The sequence below is a fragment of the Acinetobacter sp. ANC 4204 genome, assembly GCF_002135205.1.
Taxonomy (GTDB): domain Bacteria; phylum Pseudomonadota; class Gammaproteobacteria; order Pseudomonadales; family Moraxellaceae; genus Acinetobacter.
The window spans coordinates 764,297-784,040 of the sequence record NZ_NEFZ01000001.1; the positions used below are offsets into that span (position 1 = coordinate 764,297).

The following is a 19,744-nucleotide window of genomic DNA, read 5'->3' on the forward strand; positions in this document are numbered from 1 at the left end:
TGTTTTTATGGCTTTGTGCTTTTTTTAATTTTACTCAGGATTCAAAAACGAGGTGTAACTTTTTATGAACTAAAAATGAGCACTCAGCATAGAAACAATAAAAGCCCCTCAGATGAGAGGCTTTTTTACATTTTCACGGACCGTTTAGTTTTGACCTGTATGTCCAAAACCACCTGCACCGCGTTCTGTCGCTTCAAATTCTTCTACAATATCAAACTGTGCCTGCATCACAGGTACAAGTACATACTGTGCAAGTCGCTCGCCTGGTTCTAAACTGAATGCCGTTTGACTACGGTTCCAAACTGAAACCATCAATTCACCTTGGTAGTCCGAATCAATTAAACCCACCAAGTTACCTAAAACAATACCGTGTTTATGACCTAAACCTGAACGCGGTAAAATTAAACCTGCAAAATGTGGATCTTCAATATAAATAGATAAACCCGTTTTGACCAAAACTGTTTGTCCCGGTTCAATGACGGTCGCAACATCGACACATGCACGAAGGTCTAAACCTGCTGAACCCGTTGTCGCATAAGTTGGCATTGGCCATTCATTGCCTAAACGTGAATCCAACACTTTAACCTGAACTTTCATTCTATTCTTCCTCGTACAATAAATTTCAAAAACAAAAAAAATTAGCGTTTAATCAACGCACGTAAATTGTCTAAATAGTGCTGCGCTTGTAATTTCGGATCGACATTGCCCGCCAGTTTCTTTTTCCGCCCTAGCCATTCCAACTCATCTTGCGGCAACTCATCCAAGAAACGACTTGGTGTCATTTGCTTCATCTGCCCGCCCGCTTTGCGTTGTTCTGCCAGCGTAATGGTTAAACCCTGACGCGCACGAGTAATACCCACGTACATCAGGCGACGCTCTTCCTCAACCGTATCTGCGGCAATCGAGTTTTTATGCGGCAGCAATTCTTCCTCAAGACCAATCAGATAGACATATGGAAACTCAAGACCTTTGGATGCATGTAACGTCAACAAGTTTACTTTGTCGGTGTCTTCTTCTTCTTGTTGCTGCTCTAACATATCCAGCAACACCATTTTACGAATCACACTTTCAATGTTTTTCTCATCAACATCTTCAGCACGGTTAATCAAACTTTGAATACTGCTATACAGTACTTCAATATTATCTAGCTTGGTTTTTTCCTGTGCAGGCGTCGCCGCAGACTCTTTGACATAGTCGATATAACCCGCTTCAACCATCATCTTGCGGATAATCGGCACTGGTTCATCATCCTCAAGCAACTCACGAGTAAAGGTGGTAATGAAGTCTGCAAACTCCGCCAACTGCGTGGTGGCTTTTTTAGGAATCACCATGGTGAGACGCTGATCACCCGCTGCTGAAAGCAAAGACAAATGATTTTCTTGAGCAAATAAACCCAGTTTTTCTAAAGTCACAGGGCCAATGGCGCGTTTAGGCGTATTGATGATCCGTAAAAATGCACTGTCATCTTCTGGGTTAATAATGACACGCAAATAACTCATCACGTCTTTGATTTCAGCACGCGCAAAGAACGACTGACCGCCTGATAACTTATATGGAATTTGCATCTGACGGAGCTGTGTTTCTAGTGCACGTGCTTGGAAATTACCGCGATACAAAATGGCATAATCTTTCCAATTTTTGCCATTCATCAGTTTATGCGTAATCAAGTCTTTCACCACGCGCTCTGACTCATCGTCATCATTGCGACACGTAATCACGCGAATGACTTCACCATGGCCTTTATCTGACCACAGTTTTTTATCAAAAATATGTGGATTATTACCAATCACGGTATTGGCCGCTTTTAAAATGCGACTGGTCGAACGATAGTTCTGCTCCAGTTTAATCACTTTTAAATTGTGAAAGTCTTCTTTGAGCAAAGCCATGTTTTCAGGCTTAGCCCCACGCCATGCATAGATGGATTGGTCATCATCGCCCACTGCGGTGAACTGCCCCATCACCCCCACCAGTAATTTCACCAAAATATACTGTGCAGTGTTGGTATCTTGATATTCATCGACCAATAAATAGCGAATGCGATTTTGCCAGCGTTCACGAACTTCTGCATTTTCCTGTAAAAGACGCGTCGGCATCACAATCAAGTCATCAAAATCGACCGCATTATAAGCACGTAAATTACGTTCATACAGTTGATACAAATGCGCAAACTGAACATCTTCAGCAGTTTCACAAGTGGTGTGTGCTTGCTCAGGTGGAATCAGATCGTTTTTCCAATCTGAAATCATCTTCATGGCTTTCGCAATCAGCTCTTTACTTTCCGCACCAGATAAATTGTCACGGTGCATCAAGTCCATCAAAATACGCTTACAGTCGTCTGCATCTAAAATAGAAAAATTATTTTTTAATGGTGTGTGTTTTAACTCTAAACGCAACATGTTTAGACCGAAGGTATGGAAAGTCGAAACTGAAAGGCCTTTTGCCTCTTCGCGTGAAAGTAATTTAGTGACACGTTCTTTCATTTCGCGTGCTGCTTTATTGGTAAACGTCATCGCTGTGATGCGATACGCTGGAATACCGCAATGTTTCACCAAGTAAGCAACCTTACGGGTAATCACCGAAGTTTTACCTGAACCAGCCCCTGCAAGTACTAACAAGGGTCCTTGAGTATATTTCATGGCTTCAAGTTGCTTGTCGTTTAACTGACTTGCCAGTGACATAGTCTTTCCTCTATTTCATTCCGAGCTCGATTATAGTCATCTCCACTCAAGATGCATAATGCAAATTCACATTTTAATCGTCATAAAAAAACCACCCGAAGGTGGTTTTTCAGTCTTCAATAAAAATTATTGAATTGCGTAGATGCTGATTTCTACACGACGGTTTTGCTCACGGCCTTCAGCAGTTGCGTTAGACGCGATTGGGTTTGCTGAACCTTGACCTTGCGCATTAATACGTGTTGTAGAAACACCTTGAGATGCCAAGTAGCTTGCTACAGATTGCGCACGCGCTTGAGACAGCGGAATGTTGATTGAGTCATTACCTGTACTGTCGGTATAACCTGTTACAAGAATACCGCTCTTGTTATCTTCAGTTAAAGTTTGCGCAACTTTGTTCAACGTTGAATAGAAGTTTGGCTTGATGTTCGATTTGTTGGTATCAAACGTAATGTTACCTGGCATGATTAAACCTACAGAGCCATCTGGATTACGGTTAACTTCTACACCAGTACCCGCCATTTGTTGACGAAGTTTTTTCTCTTTATTGTCAAGGTAAACGCCCGTTGCACCACCTAATACAGCACCAATCGCTGCAGCACGGTTGTTTTGACGGCTACTATTCGCATTACCTTTAGAAATACCATAACCCGCAGCAGCACCAATTAAAGTACCTAAAGCAGCTTTATCGTATTCTACACCACCAATGTTATTGCCAGTGCTTTGACAACCTGTAAGAACCATTGCCCCAACGACTGCGGAAATTGCTAGTGCACGCATCGCATGCCTCCTTCTTTGTGTGTTTTGTTTATAGAACAAATATTGTCGTAAAACGATAAAATAGACCATTGATTTTTTGTTAATAATAAAGCCTTTATTTACAATATGTAATAAAAAATTTCCTTTTCAAGGCTTTCTTCGTCACATTTCCTACACAGTTAATGTTTGGTGCTTTTCTATTTGATCATCCCGTACTATATTGACCTTTAGAAAATAGAACGAGTTGTAAAACACATTAGATTTCAGGGTTTATTTTTATGTCATCGCCAAACCAAAAACAACCTTTATTAAAAAAAATCACACGTGGTTTAACTGTTGGTTCAGTCATTACAGGAAGTACTTTTTTTCACGGCCCACCCGTACTGGCACTTGGTCTCACAAAACTGTTTAAACAATCAAAAAAAGTAGATGAAACCAATATTCAAATTACCAACAGCTGGCTAGGAGTGAACAATTATTTAATTGATCATATTTTACCTGATACCCAATGGGATATTTCAGTCGATGAAGATCTTGAGCTAAGTATGCAAGGTCGTTATCTCATGACCTGTAACCACCAAAGTTGGGTCGATACCACAGTCAATCAGTACTTCGGCTTAACCCGTATGCCCCTCACTCGCTTCTTTACCAAGTGGGAACTTATTTTTATTCCATTTGTCGGACAAGCCTTTAAAATTCTAGGTTTTCCAATGATGAAAAGGCATAGTAAAGAACAAATTGCGAAAAATCCTGCATTAAAAACACGCGATATGATTGAAGCGCGCAAGTCTTGTGAACAATTACTGAGTCAACCATTTACCCTATTAAATTATTTGGAAGGTACACGCTTTACCCAAGAAAAACATGACCAGCAACAATCCCCTTATCAACATTTGCTCAAACCCAAAGCAGGCGGTTTAGCTTTGGCCTTAGGGATTTTGGGTAAGGAGATTGATGCGTTGGTAGACATGACCATTGTCTATCCCGATGGTGTGCCTGGCTATAGTGAATTTTGGCTTGGCGAAGTCCCACGGATTGCAGTTAATTTGCGTAAAATTGACATCCCTGCGTGGGTACTTTCTGGAAATTATGAAGACGATGCACGCTTTCGTGAACAGTTTCAACAATGGGTTGACCAACTTTGGGCTGAAAAAGACCAATTGATTGAACAAATGAAAACCAAATATTCACCTTCCCACTCAACCCAGTAAGGGTCTATGCATGATGCAGAATAACCAAGCCAAAAAATCAAAATATCATCAGGTCGATCCACAAAGTTTGTATTTCAAACTGTTTTTGATCTATGACATTTTTATGGTGTTTCTCATCATTTTTAACTTGTTTTGCTTGTGCACTAATTTTTTTATCATGAGCAATATTGGTGGATGGTTTTTCCATGCCATTCATCTTGAAAATTTTTTAGCGTTTTATCGCGAACATTTGCACCCGTGGGTCATTACCACCGAGGCTTGGTTTATTCTGTTCTTGATTGCTGAATTACTGGTACGTTGGGGTATTGCTATTATTTATAAGCACCATCGTCGCTGGTTTTTCTTCCCTTTCATCCATTGGTACGAAATTTTAGCCATTATTCCTCATTTACGCTTTTTAAGGTTATTCCGCGCGGGAGTGATTGCTTTTCGCCTGCACGAATTAGGCTATAACGTCATTCCTCAATCGGTACAAGCTAAGGGCAAATTTTACTACCGCGTGGTGATGGAGGAACTGTCTGACCGCGTCGTGATTACCGTATTGGATGGGGTTAAGCACGAATTAAATACCAGCTCGACCCATAAAAAAATTATCCATGACCTTGTCGATCATCATCGGACTTTATTTGCACAAGCATTGGCCGAAATTCTACAAGAATCTCTCGCGACTGAACTGAAACAGCGTCAGTATTTTATTGCACAAAATGTCGGTCTGATTGTGAACCGTGCGATTGAAGATACCCCCGAACTCACCCAATTACTGCGTTTAATTCCAATTGTGGGAGGACGAATTGAACAGCAAATTCAAAGTATCGGGCAACGTCTCGGTGAAAATATCACTCAAGGCTTATTAGAACCAATGGTTACGGGAAACCCAGCACAACCCAATGCAACCTACCGCTTAATTGCGGAAAAGGTCAGTGATTTAAAAATTGACAATCAGTCATTGGAGCAATTGGTTGAGTCTGTGGTCTATGAAAGTTTGGATGCAATTCGTAAGCAAGTTAAAGTGAAACAATGGCTAGAAGAGCTAGAAAAAGATGATCAAGCCAAAGAATAAGCATTAAGCTAAAAATATTACAAACGTAGCTAGTGCAATCCTTCATTTTGTTCTAGGATTTGCTCTATTTACAACATCACTTCTTTAGTAAAAAATAAATCTGAGAAGTCTTAAGGAAAAATTATGGCTGATATCCGGATAACCGGCAGAATGGTCAATGCAATTCGCATTACCCTTGACACCAATGATCATGATGCAATCCGACAGCAGTTAACTAAAACATTACAAAGTGCATCAACTGCTGGAGCTTTGGTGGTTCTAGAAAGTACTGTTGAGCAAGAGTTAATTTCGCTCATCCAATTACTGCTTGATCTGGATGTTCAACCAATGGCAGTACAAGATGGGATTTTGGCTGAACAAGCACGTGCCATTCAGTTCCCCGTAATTCCAGCCCAAGGTCATGCGGTAGGTGCACAGCTACAAGAAGTTAAAGCAACCAAAGAGCAAGTGGTTGAAGCCCCTGCTCCTGTTGCCACACCGTCTGCCAATGCTCCAGTTGCGGCAGCCTCTGTGATTCGTCATGCGACCTCATACCATGACGAAATTTTACGTACGGGTCAGTGCTTGGTTCAAAATCAAGGCGATATCATTATTACTGCGGGCATTAACAGTGGCTCGGAAGTAATTGCTTCAGGAAATATACATATTTATGGCAGTGCTCGTGGTAGAGTCATTGCCGGCGCGGGTGGAAACACTGCTGCACGTATCTTCTGCCATGCTTTAGAAGCTGAGTTGGTTTCAATTGCAGGAACCTATTGTGTCGCAGATGATATTCCTCAGCAGCATTTAAAACGCCCAACACATATTTACTTAAATGATCAACAAGAGCTTGTATTTGAAGCGCTTGAATTTTAATGTATAAATAAACACCAAAAGCCCCAAATGATAAATAAGGGGATTTAAACCATAACAGGAGTGGATTCGGTGGCGAAAATTGTTGTCGTAACATCAGGCAAAGGTGGCGTAGGCAAAACTACGACAAGTGCATCTTTTGCAACAGGTTTAGCCCTACGTGGTCACAAAACTGTTGTGATCGATTTTGACGTAGGTTTACGTAACCTTGATTTGATCATGGGTTGTGAACGCCGCGTTGTCTATGATTTTGTCAATGTCTTAAATAACGAAGCTCGATTACAACAAGCGCTTATCCGCGATAAAGATATCGAGAACTTATATATTTTACCTGCGTCGCAAACCCGTGATAAAGATGCCTTAACTGATGAAGGCGTAGCGCGTGTTATGGATGAGTTGTCACAAGAGTTTGACTATATTATTTGTGACTCACCCGCAGGGATCGAGCGTGGTGCGATTTTAGCAATGTACCATGCCGACGAAGCAATTATTGTGACAAACCCTGAAATTTCATCTGTACGTGACTCAGACCGTATTATTGGGATGCTCGATAGCAAAACCAAGAAAGTGGAAATGAACGAAGGTCGTATTCGTAAACACTTGTGTATCACACGTTTCAACCCTGAACGCGCAGATAAACAAGAAATGTTAACTATTGACGACATTTCTAAAGATATTTTACGTGTGCCGACTTTGGGTGTTATTCCTGAATGTAAGAGCGTTTTACAAGCATCGAACGAAGGTAAACCAGTGATTCTCTTCACTGAAGAATCAGCAGGCCAAGCCTATGATGACCTTGTAGCACGTTTCTTAGGTGAAGAACGTCCTTATCGTCACATTACCGTGAAACCTAAAGGTTGGTTAGCACGATTATTTGGAGCGTAGACATGGCAGGATTTTGGAGTAAGCTTTTTAGTAATGATGAAAAACCGTCTAGTGCACAAACAGCAAAAGATCGTTTGAAAGTTATCGTAGCGTCTGAAAGTGGTTTAGGTAAACGTCTTAGCCAAGAAAAAATCGACCAAATGAAGAAAGAAATCATGCAAGTGGTGAATCGCTATGTTCGCGGTGTAGATGAACAGCACATTCAAATGGCTGTTCGTTCTGAAGCGAATATTGAAATGCTTGAAATGAATATCAATTTGCCTGAAGAACGTTAATCTGATTTTTGATTAGTCAAGCAAATTGAATCAAGGCAGAATATGCGCAGACACAAAAAAGTATTTTTTGTCTCCCATATTTTGCCTTTTTTAATGATTAAACCAGCAAGGAGATTGCTATGGCATTATCTCAGCCAGCAACGTTCAATGAAGAATGGTCAGATGAGCGTGTATTTGCCTATTTAACTCAGCTTCCTCCTGAAGGTGTGAATGGCGACTTTCATGTGTTGTACCATGCATTTAAACACATGCGCCCAAGTGATTATGAGCGTCTGCTCACCCAATTTAAAACGGATGGTCGCGATATTAACGCAACCAATCCAGAAGGTCAGCGCATTCATGACGTGATTGCCGCTTATCCACGTCAAGCGGCACCATTTTTAGAGGTCTTGGCTAAATTTGCCTAACTCTTCAAAAACAGCCATTTTAAAATGCCAGTTCAGCACAATGGAACTGGCATTTTTTTATACATGCAAAAACCACATCCACAGTGGAAAAGTCAGACCAAAACAAATGGTTTGTAAACTAATCACAGCAGCCATGAGCTGACTGTCACCTTGGAAGTATTTAGTGAGGACATAGGCTGCTGATGCCGTTGGGAGCGAGAAAAACACCACTACAATCATGGTTTCAAATGAGGCTAAACCCATTAAACGACAGCCAATATAAGCCAGAATCGGCACAAGGATTAAACGCCCGAAGGTATTTAAAATCAAAGCACGCCCAGCATGCCTCAACGCATTAAACTGTAATGCCGCACCAACACACAACAAACCAAGTGGAAGACTCATTCCCGCCACCAGTTTTAAGGATTGACTAATGCTTTCAGCTAAGTGCATACCTGAGAAATTAAACATAATCCCCACGATACACGCCAAAATTAGTGGATTCTTCGCAACCGACCACGCAATGTTTTTATAAGACAGCCCCTGCCCTTGAGAAAAACTCAGTACCGACAGCACATTCACCAAAGGAATCACAAAGGCAATAATCATGGCAAAGACTTGCATCCCTGCAGCACCAAAAATCAGTGCCATACTGGTCAAGCCAATATAGGTATTGAAACGAATCTGGCTTTGTAAATACACACCAAACTGAGCGACAGGAAAGTGAAAGATTGCTTTAAGTATCCACAGAACTAAACTAATCAGCAAAGTCACTGCAAAAACAACCGCTAGCGGAGGCAAAACTTGTCCGATATCAAAATGAACTGTAGCTAAACTTGTAAAAAGTAGAACAGGAAATAGAATCCAATAGTTTAGCCTTTCAGCACCTTGCCAAAATTCCACCGTTAAAAAGCGATAACGCTTTAATACATATCCCATTGCGATCAGTGCCACCAATGGAATTAATGCATCAATAATTTGCATGACTATGCCTAAACTGAATGATTAAGAAAAAGCCTGCTATCCGCAGGCTGACTTTTCTAAACTAAAATTTCTCGTTTACCGTTCGCACCTTGTGCACTTACGATTCCGTTTTCTTCCATTTGGTCAACAATCCGTGCCGCACGGTTATAACCCAAACTAAATTTACGTTGTAGCGAAGATACCGAAACTTTGCGTGTTTCCAATACAAAGGACACACACTGATCATACAGCGCATCACGGTTTGGATCACCATCCCCATCTTCAAAGCCACGAGAACTTGGCTCTTCATCAAATGGCGTCAAAATTTCATCGACATAGTCTGGTGAGCCTCGTTCACGCCACGCATCACAAATGCGGTTCACTTCGTCATCGGCAATAAAGGCACCATGTACACGTTCAGGCTCAATTTTACCGGGCCCTAAAAACAACATATCACCATGACCGAGTAAGTCTTCTGCACCACCCGCATCCAAAATCGTACGTGAGTCAATTTTTGAGTTCACACGCAAAGCCACACGTGTTGGAATATTAGCTTTAATTAAACCTGTAATCACATCCACCGATGGACGCTGTGTTGCAAGCAATAAGTGAATCCCTGCGGCACGTGATTTTTGCGCCAAACGAGTAATCATTTCTTCTGCTTTTTTTCCGACCTGCATAATCATGTCAGCAAACTCATCGGCCACAATCACAATCGAAGGTAAGGGTTGTAAACGTGGTGCTCGCTCACATGCAACAGAGTCGCTGGCTTTCCATGTCGGATCAATCAGGTCTTCACCATTAGCAATAGCCTCTTCCACCTTACGGTTGTAGTCTGCAAGCTTACGGATCTTTAAGAAAGACATCAGCTTATAACGACGTTCCATTTCATTCACACACCAATTCAAGGCACTGACCGCATCTTTCATATCAGTCACAACTGGGGTAAGTAAATGTGGGATATCGTTATAGTTTGCAAGTTCTAACTGTTTTGGATCAATCAGAATCAGGCGCAGTTGCTCTGGCTTATATTTTAACAGCATCGACAAAATCATCGAGTTCACTGCAACGGACTTACCTGAACCTGTAGTTCCCGCAACTAACATATGCGGTGCTTTGCCCAGATCAGTAATCACCGGATTACCTGAAATGTCTTTACCCATTGCCATAGACAGTAAGCCAGCAGGATCTTCAAAGGCTGGGGTTTTTAACAATTCAATCAAACGCACCATTTCACGGCTGCTATTTGGCACTTCAATCCCAATATACGGTTTACCCGGAATAACTTCGACCACACGTACGGAAGCCATGGACATTGAACGTGCCAAATCTCGCGAGATATTGGTGACTTTAGAGGCTTTTACACCTGGAGCCAAATCTAACTCAAATCGAGTTACCACAGGTCCTGGTTGCGCCTCAACCACTTTAGCTTTGACATTAAATTCTTGTAGCTTAATTTCAAGCAATTCAGATAACCGAGCTAACTGTTCCGCGGTGAAATTGACTTTTTTATTCAGATCAACTTCATCGAGCAAATCTAACCCCGGGAGTGGTGATAGATCACGACGACGTTCGACCACTTGCATTGCCAAAGACATCGGACGACCAGAGGCATCCGTCAGTGGCGCATCAAAATCAAACTCGTCTTCATCCTGCGGTTTGCCTGCGGTATCTTGCCATGCTTCAATAAATGCTTCTTTAGATAAAACTTCTTTGACCGCAGCAGGTGTAGCATGAGTGCTCACCGTATTTTGATGTTGAATCGGGGCTTGGACAAAGGCTGAAGACTGAGCATAACTGCTAGTGGTGCGTACTTCAGGTGAAGCCTCTTTACGCTCTTCCCAGTCTTCGGCTAAGAAGTCATCAATATCATCCAATGTATCTAATGGGGCTATTTGTCCAGTCTGGATTGACCGTTGTGATGCTGCCTGAGTCACAGCAGTACTTATTGTTGCCACTGCAACAGGATCTTCAACGACATGTAAATGAGACACAGGTTCAGGCATATTGAATGGGCTATGAACATCCGTTGCTGTTTTGCCGTTAGGTACGGCAGCAAGCAACTCATCAAAGATTTCATCATCATCCCAATCGACATTTTTCTTCTGCGCAGGAGCATTGTCTTGGAAGTAATTTGGATCAGCAATGGGTGCTGTATGATCTTGCACCACTGCTTGAAAATGTTGTTCTGGGCTAAATGGGCGATCTTCTTCGGCAGCACGAAGTAAAGCATCAATATCATTTTTATGACGTTGATCCTCACCTGAGTTTAATGCACGCCAAACCTCACCTGTCGCCACGACACGTTGGCTGTCTTGTTCTAATTGATGTGCTTTTTCAAGGGTTCGCTCAAGCTCTGCCTCATCATCCACATCCACCTGTTGTTCTTGGACACGGTGTTCTTTCGCAACCATATCATTAAACAAATGCTCTGCTGAATAGTCGCGCTGAGGTGCTTTCACCGATGCCTCTTGCACAGCTGGCGCCTCTGCCAATTCCGTTGCATCAATACCCTTTTTCGGTGCTGTTGCAATCACTTCTTTTTTTACACTTGGCGCCGTCCGATCAAAGGCAGACTCGCTTTCAGGCACGTTACGATAAAATAGATCTTGTAAATAAGCTGGGGTTGCCTTAAGTGTAGCGAAAGTACGATTCCATTTAATCCCAAAAGCCAAGGTTAGCAAAACTAAAGTAAAAACAACCAAAAATAAAGTTGCACCATAAATACTTAAAATTTGCGACAAACTTTGTCCAAGTTCGTAGCCAATAATCCCGCCCGAGGCATTATCTAAAGTATCTGCGGGAACTTGCCAAAACAAGAACAGTAAGCTGGCCGTTGCAAGCAAAATAAAAAACTGGGCAGCATAACGAAATGGGCGGTTTAAAAAGCTATGTGGCCACCACACTTGAATGGCTTCAATAAACAAAAACACAGGAATAAGTAAACTTGCCCACCCCAAAAAGCCGAACAACAAATCAGCAATCCATGCCCCTGCAACACCACTGGCATTCGAAACTTGTAAGGTATCACTTGATATATGCATCCAGCCCGGATCAAATGGGGTATAGGTCACGGTAGCAAGGAACAAATAAATGCCAAACGAGACTAAAAATAATGTCATTAATAAGCGCTGTGCATAAGCACCCGACACCTCAGTCATATACTGTCCTGTAACAAATTCTTCATTAATGTTTTTGTTCGAAACCTAAAGCAAAAGTTTCACAATAAACGTCATATTATGCACCTCTTCTCTATAAAAAGATGCACTATTCTTAAATGCTTTATGTATAGCGAGTAGATGATTTATCCACTTTTACCCGCTCTACACCGCATATTTCTTCTATATAGCTCAAAACGATTTATATGATCAATAATATCGACATTGAACACACACAACTGTTATAGAGTTTCACGTATAATTCCACAAATTTCTAAATAAAAAAAGGATTCTACGTATGAGCGCTCGTCACTCACGTTTGATTATTCTCGGTTCAGGCCCTGCAGGTTACAGCGCTGCGGTATATGCTGCGCGTGCCAACTTAAAGCCTACATTGATTGCAGGTATCCAACTCGGTGGTCAGCTCACCACAACGACTGAAGTGGATAACTGGCCGGGTGACCCTGAAGGCTTAACAGGCCCTGCACTCATGGAACGTATGCAAGCACATGCGGAACGTTTTGGTACTGAAATCATCTACGATCATATCAATGAAGTCGATCTTTCTGTACGTCCATTCGTCCTTAAAGGTGATATGGATGAGTTCACTTGTGATGCACTAATTATTGCCACAGGTGCGACCGCTCAGTACTTAGGTCTTGAATCTGAAGCTGCTTTTATGGGCCAAGGCGTGAGCGCATGTGCAACCTGTGATGGTTTCTTCTACAAAAACCAAAAAGTCATGGTTGTGGGTGGAGGCAATACTGCCGTCGAAGAGGCGCTGTATTTGTCTAACATTGCATCGCATGTGACTTTGGTTCACCGTCGTGATTCATTGCGTTCTGAAAAAATCCTTCAAGATCATTTATTTGAAAAAGAAAAAGAAGGAAAAATCAGCATCATTTGGAATCACCAAGTCGATGAAGTGTTAGGTGACAACACGGGCGTAACCGCAGTTCGCTTAAAATCAACTCAAGACGAATCTACCCAAAACATTGATGTACAAGGTTTATTTGTTGCAATTGGTCACAAACCAAACAGTTCAATGTTTGATGGTCAATTGAACTTACGTGATGGCTATATCCAAGTTCAAAGCGGTACATCTGGTAATGCCACCGCTGCTTCTGTCGCAGGTGTATTCGCAGCAGGTGATATTGCAGATAGTGTTTATCGTCAAGCAATCACTTCAGCAGGTTCAGGCTGTATGGCTGCACTAGATGCGGAAAAATATTTGGATGCGTTAGGCGAATAATCTAAGCCTTTAAAAAAGACCGCCCACAATGGGCGGTTTTTTTATGTATGATCTAAGGGTCATTTTTTATCATGTTTCGACTTTACTATGCAGCAGTTACCGCCTTCTGAGTATATCTTTCCCGATCCGCTTGAAGTTGACCCCGAGGGTGAAGGCTTAATTTGTATCGGTGCAGACCTCTCCCCGTCTACCCTGTTTGAGGCTTATAGCCATGGTCTCTTTCCATGGTTCTCCGCAGGTGAACCCATTTGCTGGTGGAGCCCTGAACCACGTTGCATCATCCGACCGCAGGATTATCAGCCCAGTAAAACCCTACTTCGTAGCATGAAAAAGCAAGATTATCGCATCACCATCAATCAAGCTTTTGAACGGGTGATCCGTGCCTGTTCACTGCCACGTAGCTATGCCAATGACACATGGATCAGTGAAGATATTATTGAGGGTTATTGTGACATGTTTGATGCAGGCTATGGCTATAGTGTCGAGGTTTGGGATCAAACACGCTTAGTCGGAGGGCTTTATGGTGTCAGCATCGGCAAAGGTTGTTTTGGGGAGTCTATGTTCAGTACCGAAACTGATGTTTCAAAAATGGCATTTTATACACTGATGTTGATTGGACGTGAAAATGAACTACCTTGGATCGACTGCCAATTGGTCAATGATCATCTGTTGAGCCTCGGTGCTTGTACACTTTCTCGGCAAACCTACTTAAAATCGTTACAAGATGTTGTAAATCAACCTGCTATTGATTGGAAAATATATCAGGAGGGTGTATTTTCAAGTAAAACAATAGCGCAGAATGCGCGACTGATTGAATAAAGAATAATAGAGGGATTTACTATGAATTCGTATCACCCGAAGTCCCTACTGAATGATTTACAGTATTACATTACCCCACCGCATGACTGTAGCTATCTAGAAAAAAAGTCAGCTCGGATGGTGTTCCTCGATCCAGCACATCGTATTGATGTGGTTACACTGTCCGAACTTTCTCGTGTCGGTTTCCGTCGCAGTGGAGATTTTGTCTACCGCCCAGAGTGTCATCTGTGTCGACAGTGTTTGTCTAGCCGTGTACCTGTGCGCGAATTTAAAATGAACAGCAGTCAAAAAAAGGCATGGAAACGCAACCAAGACCTTACTTTAAAGATTACTCGCACGGCAGATGCCACTAAAAAGCATTATGACTTATATGAGCGTTATATCTTTAAACGCCATGCCGATGGAGATATGTTCCCACCGAGTCGTGACCAATTTGATAAATTTCTCGTGCACAGCTGTACTGATAGCTTTTTCCTAGAACTATGGAAAGAAGACCGTCTCATCTGTGTTTCGACTTGTGACCCTTTAGATGATGGCTTGTCTGCGGTCTACACGTTTTTTGACCCCGATGAAAGCAAACGCTCATTGGGGGCTTTTGCCATCTTAAAACAAATTGAGCTTGCTAAAGCACGTGCTTTACAGTTTGTGTACTTGGGTTACTGGGTACCACACTCAGAAAAAATGAACTACAAATCGCAATATTTGCCTTTAGAGCTACTCATTGATGGCCAATGGCGTCGACTCAACCACAGTCTCAGTACAGAAGAAGTCGAGCAATTGGGAAACTCATTAATGACCACCCTGCCTTCAGGCTGGAATAATGCCATTATTAAATAGTCATCGTATTCAATTCAACTTTTCGATTATTTAAACAGTTCGGCAAAGTCATCACTGCACGATTTCACCATAATAATGGCATGCTCACGAGTCCCATCGGGTTTAGGATAATAATTTTTCCGCAGATCAATCTGATGAAAGCCCGACTTTTCATACAATGCAATGGCCGCCTGATTGCTCTCACGGACTTCTAAAAAGACTTGTAGTGGGTTGTTTTTGAGTTGTGCCAATGAAGCATCGAGCAGTTGATAACCCAGCCCTTTGCCTTGCTGACTCGGATGAATAGCCATCAACAGTAAATTGGCTTCATCAAGTACAGGTTGCAGGATACAAAATCCGACCACCTGCCCCGCCTGTTCAATCACGGTACTATGATAAGACTGGATTGACTCTTGAAACTGTTGCAAGCTCCAAGGATGGGTTTGAACTAAACGCTCAATCTGAACGACTTGATCTAAGTCCGCAGTGTGCATTAAACGAATCATCTTCGTTTATCTTTCTAAAATAAGGATGCAGCATTATAAAAAATTTGTAGCTAAAATCGAATACAAAAATGAGCGATTTATATCGCTCAAAGTGTCAATACAACTTAAAAACCTAACTTTGCTTTCCACTTTTCCAGTAAAGCATCGGTATCGTGGTCATTGGGGTGAAAACCGGGTTTGAAATACATCATCATTTCACGCCCCATCCCCGTTATAATGCCTTTCGATGGGCTATATCCATAGGTATAAATATCTTTTAATGCCGCCATGTTCAACAGTTTGTCTTGTTGCAATAACCGAAATACGAAATACGACTGTACAAGGAACAGAATTGCCATTGCTGCAACCAAAGAGCTGGTTCTTAAAAGATATGCTTTTAAGCCTTTACCAAAAATACCTTCAAAAACATCATAAGCCACTGCTTTATGTTCATTTTCTTCAATCGCATGCCATAACCACATGGTTTTCATGGTTTCATCTGTCATAAGTTCTTGGATGTGTTTATTGACCAACAGTTGAGAGGCAATCGTTGCAGTAAAATGCTCTAACGCTGTAGTTGCGGTTAAATCGACCATTTCTTGAGTAATGCCCACAGGTTTACCTAAAAAAGCAAATACTTTACGCGTGGTCTGAATCGCACGATCAGTATAGTGATCAAGGGTTGCCACATCATGTCCATATTTTTGTGCTGATGCATTAAAGCCTTCATGCTCTTGCGTATGCATCGCCTCTTGACCAATAAACGCTGAAATTTCCTTTTGCAGTTCAGCATTGTCTTTGATTGCTGGATGCTGGCGTACGGCACGGACACTGTCGATAAAAAACATCTCACCTGCCGGAAAGAGTGCCGATAAAGCTGTCATAAAATGGGTCAGCCCTGCCGAACCATTCATCCAATATTCAGGCACATTTTCAAACTCAAAGTTCATTCGACGTACAGGGAAACTCGCACCTGCGCGATTGGTAATTTTTACCTTGGCATTCATCTTTCGGCTCCTATGAACATCCGATAAAGATATTCAATCCTTATATTTATTCTGTCTTTTTATCTTACGTGATTAGGCTCTGCCCATAAGTGCAGTTAAGGTCAGCAAAATATCAGTTTAGGACAGTTTTAGAGCTAAATTGTTAGACAATTCACCTACACCCAGATCCACCTGAAGATAGAAAGTTAGTACAAACAAAGATGATGAGCATAAAAAATAAGGCACTAGGCCTCATTTTTTATGCTGCTACATGCACCAAATGCACGGGAACTTTTTCCTTTAAAAAGCCGATTTGCAAAGCAATATTCTTTTCAAAAACTTCACCTGAGCAAAGTTCAAAATGATTACTTTGCAGCATGTAATAGCGTGCATTTGGCATTTTATGGACCGCCACACGCATTGCTGTTTCTGGAATGACTGTATCGTTTTGCCCTGAAATCACCAAAATTGGCATATTCAATTTATGCACGGAACGAATCGGGTTATATAATGGTACCTCTAAGAAGATACGGGCCCGAGTTTTTGTTTTCCCAGTTCGCATTCTCGGGAAGTTGCGACAGATAACCCTCCCATGCATCTGCTGTGGTCATGGCCGCATCATCCTGCACATGCCCAACAATTGGACGATAAACGGGTTTATTGAGCAAGCCACCCATCAAGTCACAAAGACCAACAACACTCAAACGGGCCAATTTTGCCAGTGGAACACCTTTCAAACTGGATAAACCACTGACAAGCGCTGCTTGAAGTAATACTGCACAAATTTCTGGATGATTGGCTGCAGTTTGAATCGCATGCCCACCCGAGAAAGAATACCCCCACCACTCATAAAACTTAATTGTTTTATATTCATGCCCATATTCCCTTTTCGGCAATTAATTTTGGCGCATGTCTTCATCTACAGCATACGCCAAAGCCTTCCCCAACTTATGCTGCCTTCACTTTTCCTTTAGGCTTCTCTAAAACAACTGACCAAACCAGATTCGGACTATCAACGGATTGGTTAAACATTTCTGTATCTTTTTCAAGATTATGGCTAACAAACCATTCGGAAGACTTTCCTTGACGTGGCAAGACCCAATCCCCTCGTTGTACATAACCCGATTGCATGCCATATACGATACTATGCTCTGTCTTCTCATTGATTGGCGCAACCGCTTTAACAGCAGCCATTTGACGAATATCCAACTCATTGATTAAGCGACAAATATAATCACACGCTAAATCAATTTTGAGTGTCCAAGGCGCATTGGTATAACCAAATAAGTACGCAAAATTAGGAACATCCTGAATTAATGTTCCTTTATAACTCATTTTTTCATTCGGTTTAATCTGCTCTTGATCGACCGAAATTTGAATCCCCCCAAGCATCTGTAACTCAAGGCCTGTAGCACTTACAATAATATCTGCATCAAGCATTTCACCTGATTTCAACAAAATACCCTTTTCGCTAAAACACTCAATATGATCTGTTACAACAGAAGCTTTACCTTCGCGAATTACAGCAAATAAATCATTATCTGGAATAGCACAAAGACGCTCATCCCAAGGCATATATTTCGGTGTGAAGTGGGACATATCATAGTGCTCACCCAACGCTTTTTGCGCATTTGACAGCAAGAATGAGCGCATTTTATTCGGGAAACGACGTGATAATTTATAAATACCACGCTGCATAAAGATATTACGCTTACGGAAAATTTTATACACCAACTCTTCAGATAAGACTTTTCGGCAGGCATCAACCAATTTGTCGGTATTTGGCACATTAATCACATAACTTGGAGAACGCTGCAACATCGTGATATGCGCCGTCTCATTTGCCATCGCAGGAATTAAAGTCACCGCAGTTGCGCCACTGCCAATCACCACCACACGTTTGTTTTTATAATCTAAGTTCTCTGGCCAGTGCTGCGGATGCACAAATTGCTCTTTAAAATTTTCCAAACCTTGATACTTTGGCGTATAACCTTGATCGTGGTTATAATAACCTGTAGCGGTGATCAGATAATTACAACCAAATTGACATACTTCGCCCGTTGCCTCATCTATCGCATCTACCGTCCAACGATTGGTTCGAGTGGAAAAATTTGCTGAGTTAATTTTAATACCGTACTGAATTTTCTGATCAATACCAAATTTTTCAGCTGTGTCTTTTAAATAGCTTTTTATGGACTCTCCAGCAGCTAAAACTTGATTACTATTCCAAGGGCTGAACTTAAAGCCAAAACTAATCACATCTGAGTCAGAGCGGATTCCAGGATAACGAAAAAGATCCCACGTCCCGCCTAAAGCCTGACGACGTTCTAAAATAGTAAATGATTTGTGCGGGCTTTGTTGAGTTAATTGGCATCCCATACCAATACCCGAAAGTCCTGCTCCGATGATGACGACATCATATTCCTTTTGCATTTTGCATCTCCTTGTCGCTTTTGTATTTTTCTTCCATTTATACTAATTCTTATGAAAATTAAAACTTGACATAATGAGACAGATATTTAACTCTAGGAGACAGGCTTAATAAGGGATAAGAATTGAATTTACTTCTTCTTTACAGCACATAAGCAACTAATTTATATAATTTTTATTAAAAAAAATCGTAAAACAAAACCATCTTATTACTAAATAAGGTTCATAAAAGCTTATCAATATTGCACTGTGGCAATAACTAACAATCCAACAAACAAAACATCTAACTAGACGCCATAAAAAAAGCGCCCCAAAGGGGCGCTTTTTCACACAATCAGATGATTATGCAGTTACTTTAGCAACTACACCAGCACCAACTGTACGACCACCTTCACGGATCGCAAAACGTAGACCTGGGTCCATTGCGATTGGGTGGATTAATTCTACTGACATCTCAACGTTGTCACCAGGCATTACCATTTCTACGCCATCTTGTAGTTTGATCGCGCCAGTTACGTCAGTTGTACGGAAGTAGAACTGTGGACGGTAACCGTTAAGGAATGGAGTGTGACGACCACCTTCTTCTTTAGAAAGTACGTATACTTCTGCATCGAATTTAGTGTGCGGCTTGATTGTACCTGGTTTAGCAAGTACTTGACCACGTTGTACGTCTTCACGCTTAGTACCACGTAGAAGAACACCACAGTTCTCGCCCGCACGGCCTTCGTCTAG

The 19,744-nt window shown here is 41.7% G+C and carries 19 protein-coding genes and 1 pseudogene; 9 read left to right on the forward strand and 11 right to left on the reverse strand.

Translation table 11 applies throughout. The features are described from left to right. Positions 1 to 144: 144 nt before the first annotated feature. The 3 genes from dut to B9T36_RS03810 all read right to left on the reverse strand — a co-directional run bounded on the left by dut (position 145) and on the right by B9T36_RS03810 (position 3,455). Positions 145 to 597 carry a dUTP diphosphatase gene (gene dut, locus B9T36_RS03800; RefSeq protein WP_086208207.1) on the reverse strand — a complete coding sequence of 151 codons (453 nt, stop codon included), beginning with the start codon at positions 595 to 597 and terminating at the stop codon, positions 145 to 147. 41 nt (positions 598 to 638) lie between these two features. Further along, positions 639 to 2,678, reverse strand: a complete 2,040-nt coding sequence (locus B9T36_RS03805; RefSeq protein ID WP_086208208.1) for a UvrD-helicase domain-containing protein — start codon at positions 2,676 to 2,678, stop codon at positions 639 to 641. 126 nt (positions 2,679 to 2,804) lie between these two features. Further along, positions 2,805 to 3,455 (reverse strand): OmpA family protein, encoded by a 651-nt coding sequence (locus B9T36_RS03810; protein ID WP_086208209.1) that lies wholly within the window; start codon positions 3,453 to 3,455, stop codon positions 2,805 to 2,807. A 257-nt stretch (positions 3,456 to 3,712) separates the two neighbouring features. Between B9T36_RS03810 and B9T36_RS03815 the strand changes: the two genes are divergently transcribed. The 6 genes from B9T36_RS03815 to B9T36_RS03840 all read left to right on the forward strand — a co-directional run bounded on the left by B9T36_RS03815 (position 3,713) and on the right by B9T36_RS03840 (position 8,124). Beyond that, positions 3,713 to 4,645 carry an acyltransferase gene (locus B9T36_RS03815; RefSeq protein WP_086208210.1) on the forward strand — a complete coding sequence of 311 codons (933 nt, stop codon included), beginning with the start codon at positions 3,713 to 3,715 and terminating at the stop codon, positions 4,643 to 4,645. A 10-nt stretch (positions 4,646 to 4,655) separates the two neighbouring features. Continuing rightward, positions 4,656 to 5,705: a preprotein translocase subunit SecA gene (locus B9T36_RS03820; RefSeq protein ID WP_416202552.1), complete on the forward strand. Its 1,050-nt coding sequence runs from the start codon at positions 4,656 to 4,658 to the stop codon at positions 5,703 to 5,705. Positions 5,706 to 5,828: 123 nt separating this feature from the next. Continuing rightward, entirely contained in the window at positions 5,829 to 6,560 is a 732-nt protein-coding gene (gene minC, locus B9T36_RS03825; RefSeq protein ID WP_086208211.1) for a septum site-determining protein MinC, read from the forward strand. A 69-nt stretch (positions 6,561 to 6,629) separates the two neighbouring features. After that, on the forward strand, positions 6,630 to 7,442 hold the full coding sequence (gene minD / locus B9T36_RS03830) for a septum site-determining protein MinD (RefSeq protein ID WP_004694902.1): 813 nt from the start codon (positions 6,630 to 6,632) through the stop codon (positions 7,440 to 7,442). Between the two features lie 2 nt (positions 7,443 to 7,444). After that, complete coding sequence (gene minE / locus B9T36_RS03835; RefSeq protein ID WP_086208212.1) at positions 7,445 to 7,717, forward strand: cell division topological specificity factor MinE; 273 nt, start codon at positions 7,445 to 7,447, stop codon at positions 7,715 to 7,717. Positions 7,718 to 7,836: 119 nt separating this feature from the next. Continuing rightward, positions 7,837 to 8,124, forward strand: coding sequence for a PA4642 family protein (locus B9T36_RS03840; RefSeq protein WP_004694907.1), 288 nt, complete (start codon positions 7,837 to 7,839; stop codon positions 8,122 to 8,124). A gap of 57 nt (positions 8,125 to 8,181) precedes the next feature. On the opposite strand, the gene B9T36_RS03845 is transcribed toward B9T36_RS03840, so the two are convergent. Beyond that, entirely contained in the window at positions 8,182 to 9,087 is a 906-nt protein-coding gene (locus tag B9T36_RS03845; RefSeq protein ID WP_086208213.1) for an AEC family transporter, read from the reverse strand. 56 nt (positions 9,088 to 9,143) lie between these two features. Beyond that, positions 9,144 to 12,227: a DNA translocase FtsK gene (locus B9T36_RS03850; protein ID WP_086208214.1), complete on the reverse strand. Its 3,084-nt coding sequence runs from the start codon at positions 12,225 to 12,227 to the stop codon at positions 9,144 to 9,146. 295 nt (positions 12,228 to 12,522) lie between these two features. On the opposite strand from B9T36_RS03850, the gene trxB reads away from it, so the two are divergent. From trxB to B9T36_RS03865, 3 genes are all read left to right on the forward strand, one after another. Continuing rightward, a complete protein-coding gene (gene trxB / locus B9T36_RS03855) occupies positions 12,523 to 13,476 on the forward strand; it encodes a thioredoxin-disulfide reductase (protein ID WP_086208215.1) in 954 nt (317 codons plus the stop codon). An 87-nt stretch (positions 13,477 to 13,563) separates the two neighbouring features. Next, positions 13,564 to 14,295 (forward strand): leucyl/phenylalanyl-tRNA--protein transferase, encoded by a 732-nt coding sequence (gene aat / locus B9T36_RS03860; protein ID WP_086208216.1) that lies wholly within the window; start codon positions 13,564 to 13,566, stop codon positions 14,293 to 14,295. Positions 14,296 to 14,316: 21 nt separating this feature from the next. Further along, a complete protein-coding gene (locus tag B9T36_RS03865) occupies positions 14,317 to 15,132 on the forward strand; it encodes an arginyltransferase (RefSeq protein ID WP_086208217.1) in 816 nt (271 codons plus the stop codon). Between the two features lie 26 nt (positions 15,133 to 15,158). On the opposite strand, the gene rimI is transcribed toward B9T36_RS03865, so the two are convergent. From rimI to B9T36_RS03895, 6 genes and pseudogenes are all read right to left on the reverse strand, one after another. Next, a complete protein-coding gene (gene rimI, locus B9T36_RS03870) occupies positions 15,159 to 15,617 on the reverse strand; it encodes a ribosomal protein S18-alanine N-acetyltransferase (RefSeq protein ID WP_086208218.1) in 459 nt (152 codons plus the stop codon). Between the two features lie 104 nt (positions 15,618 to 15,721). Beyond that, complete coding sequence (locus B9T36_RS03875) at positions 15,722 to 16,603, reverse strand: metal-dependent hydrolase (RefSeq protein ID WP_086208219.1); 882 nt, start codon at positions 16,601 to 16,603, stop codon at positions 15,722 to 15,724. 238 nt (positions 16,604 to 16,841) lie between these two features. Continuing rightward, positions 16,842 to 17,072 carry an alpha/beta fold hydrolase gene (locus B9T36_RS03880; RefSeq protein WP_139841343.1) on the reverse strand — a complete coding sequence of 77 codons (231 nt, stop codon included), beginning with the start codon at positions 17,070 to 17,072 and terminating at the stop codon, positions 16,842 to 16,844. A gap of 13 nt (positions 17,073 to 17,085) precedes the next feature. After that, positions 17,086 to 17,478 carry a hypothetical protein gene (locus B9T36_RS03885; protein WP_086208221.1) on the reverse strand — a complete coding sequence of 131 codons (393 nt, stop codon included), beginning with the start codon at positions 17,476 to 17,478 and terminating at the stop codon, positions 17,086 to 17,088. Between the two features lie 52 nt (positions 17,479 to 17,530). Continuing rightward, complete coding sequence (locus tag B9T36_RS03890) at positions 17,531 to 19,015, reverse strand: flavin-containing monooxygenase (protein ID WP_086208222.1); 1,485 nt, start codon at positions 19,013 to 19,015, stop codon at positions 17,531 to 17,533. 339 nt (positions 19,016 to 19,354) lie between these two features. Continuing rightward, a pseudogene (locus B9T36_RS03895) lies at positions 19,355 to 19,744 on the reverse strand (elongation factor Tu); the annotation flags it as partial.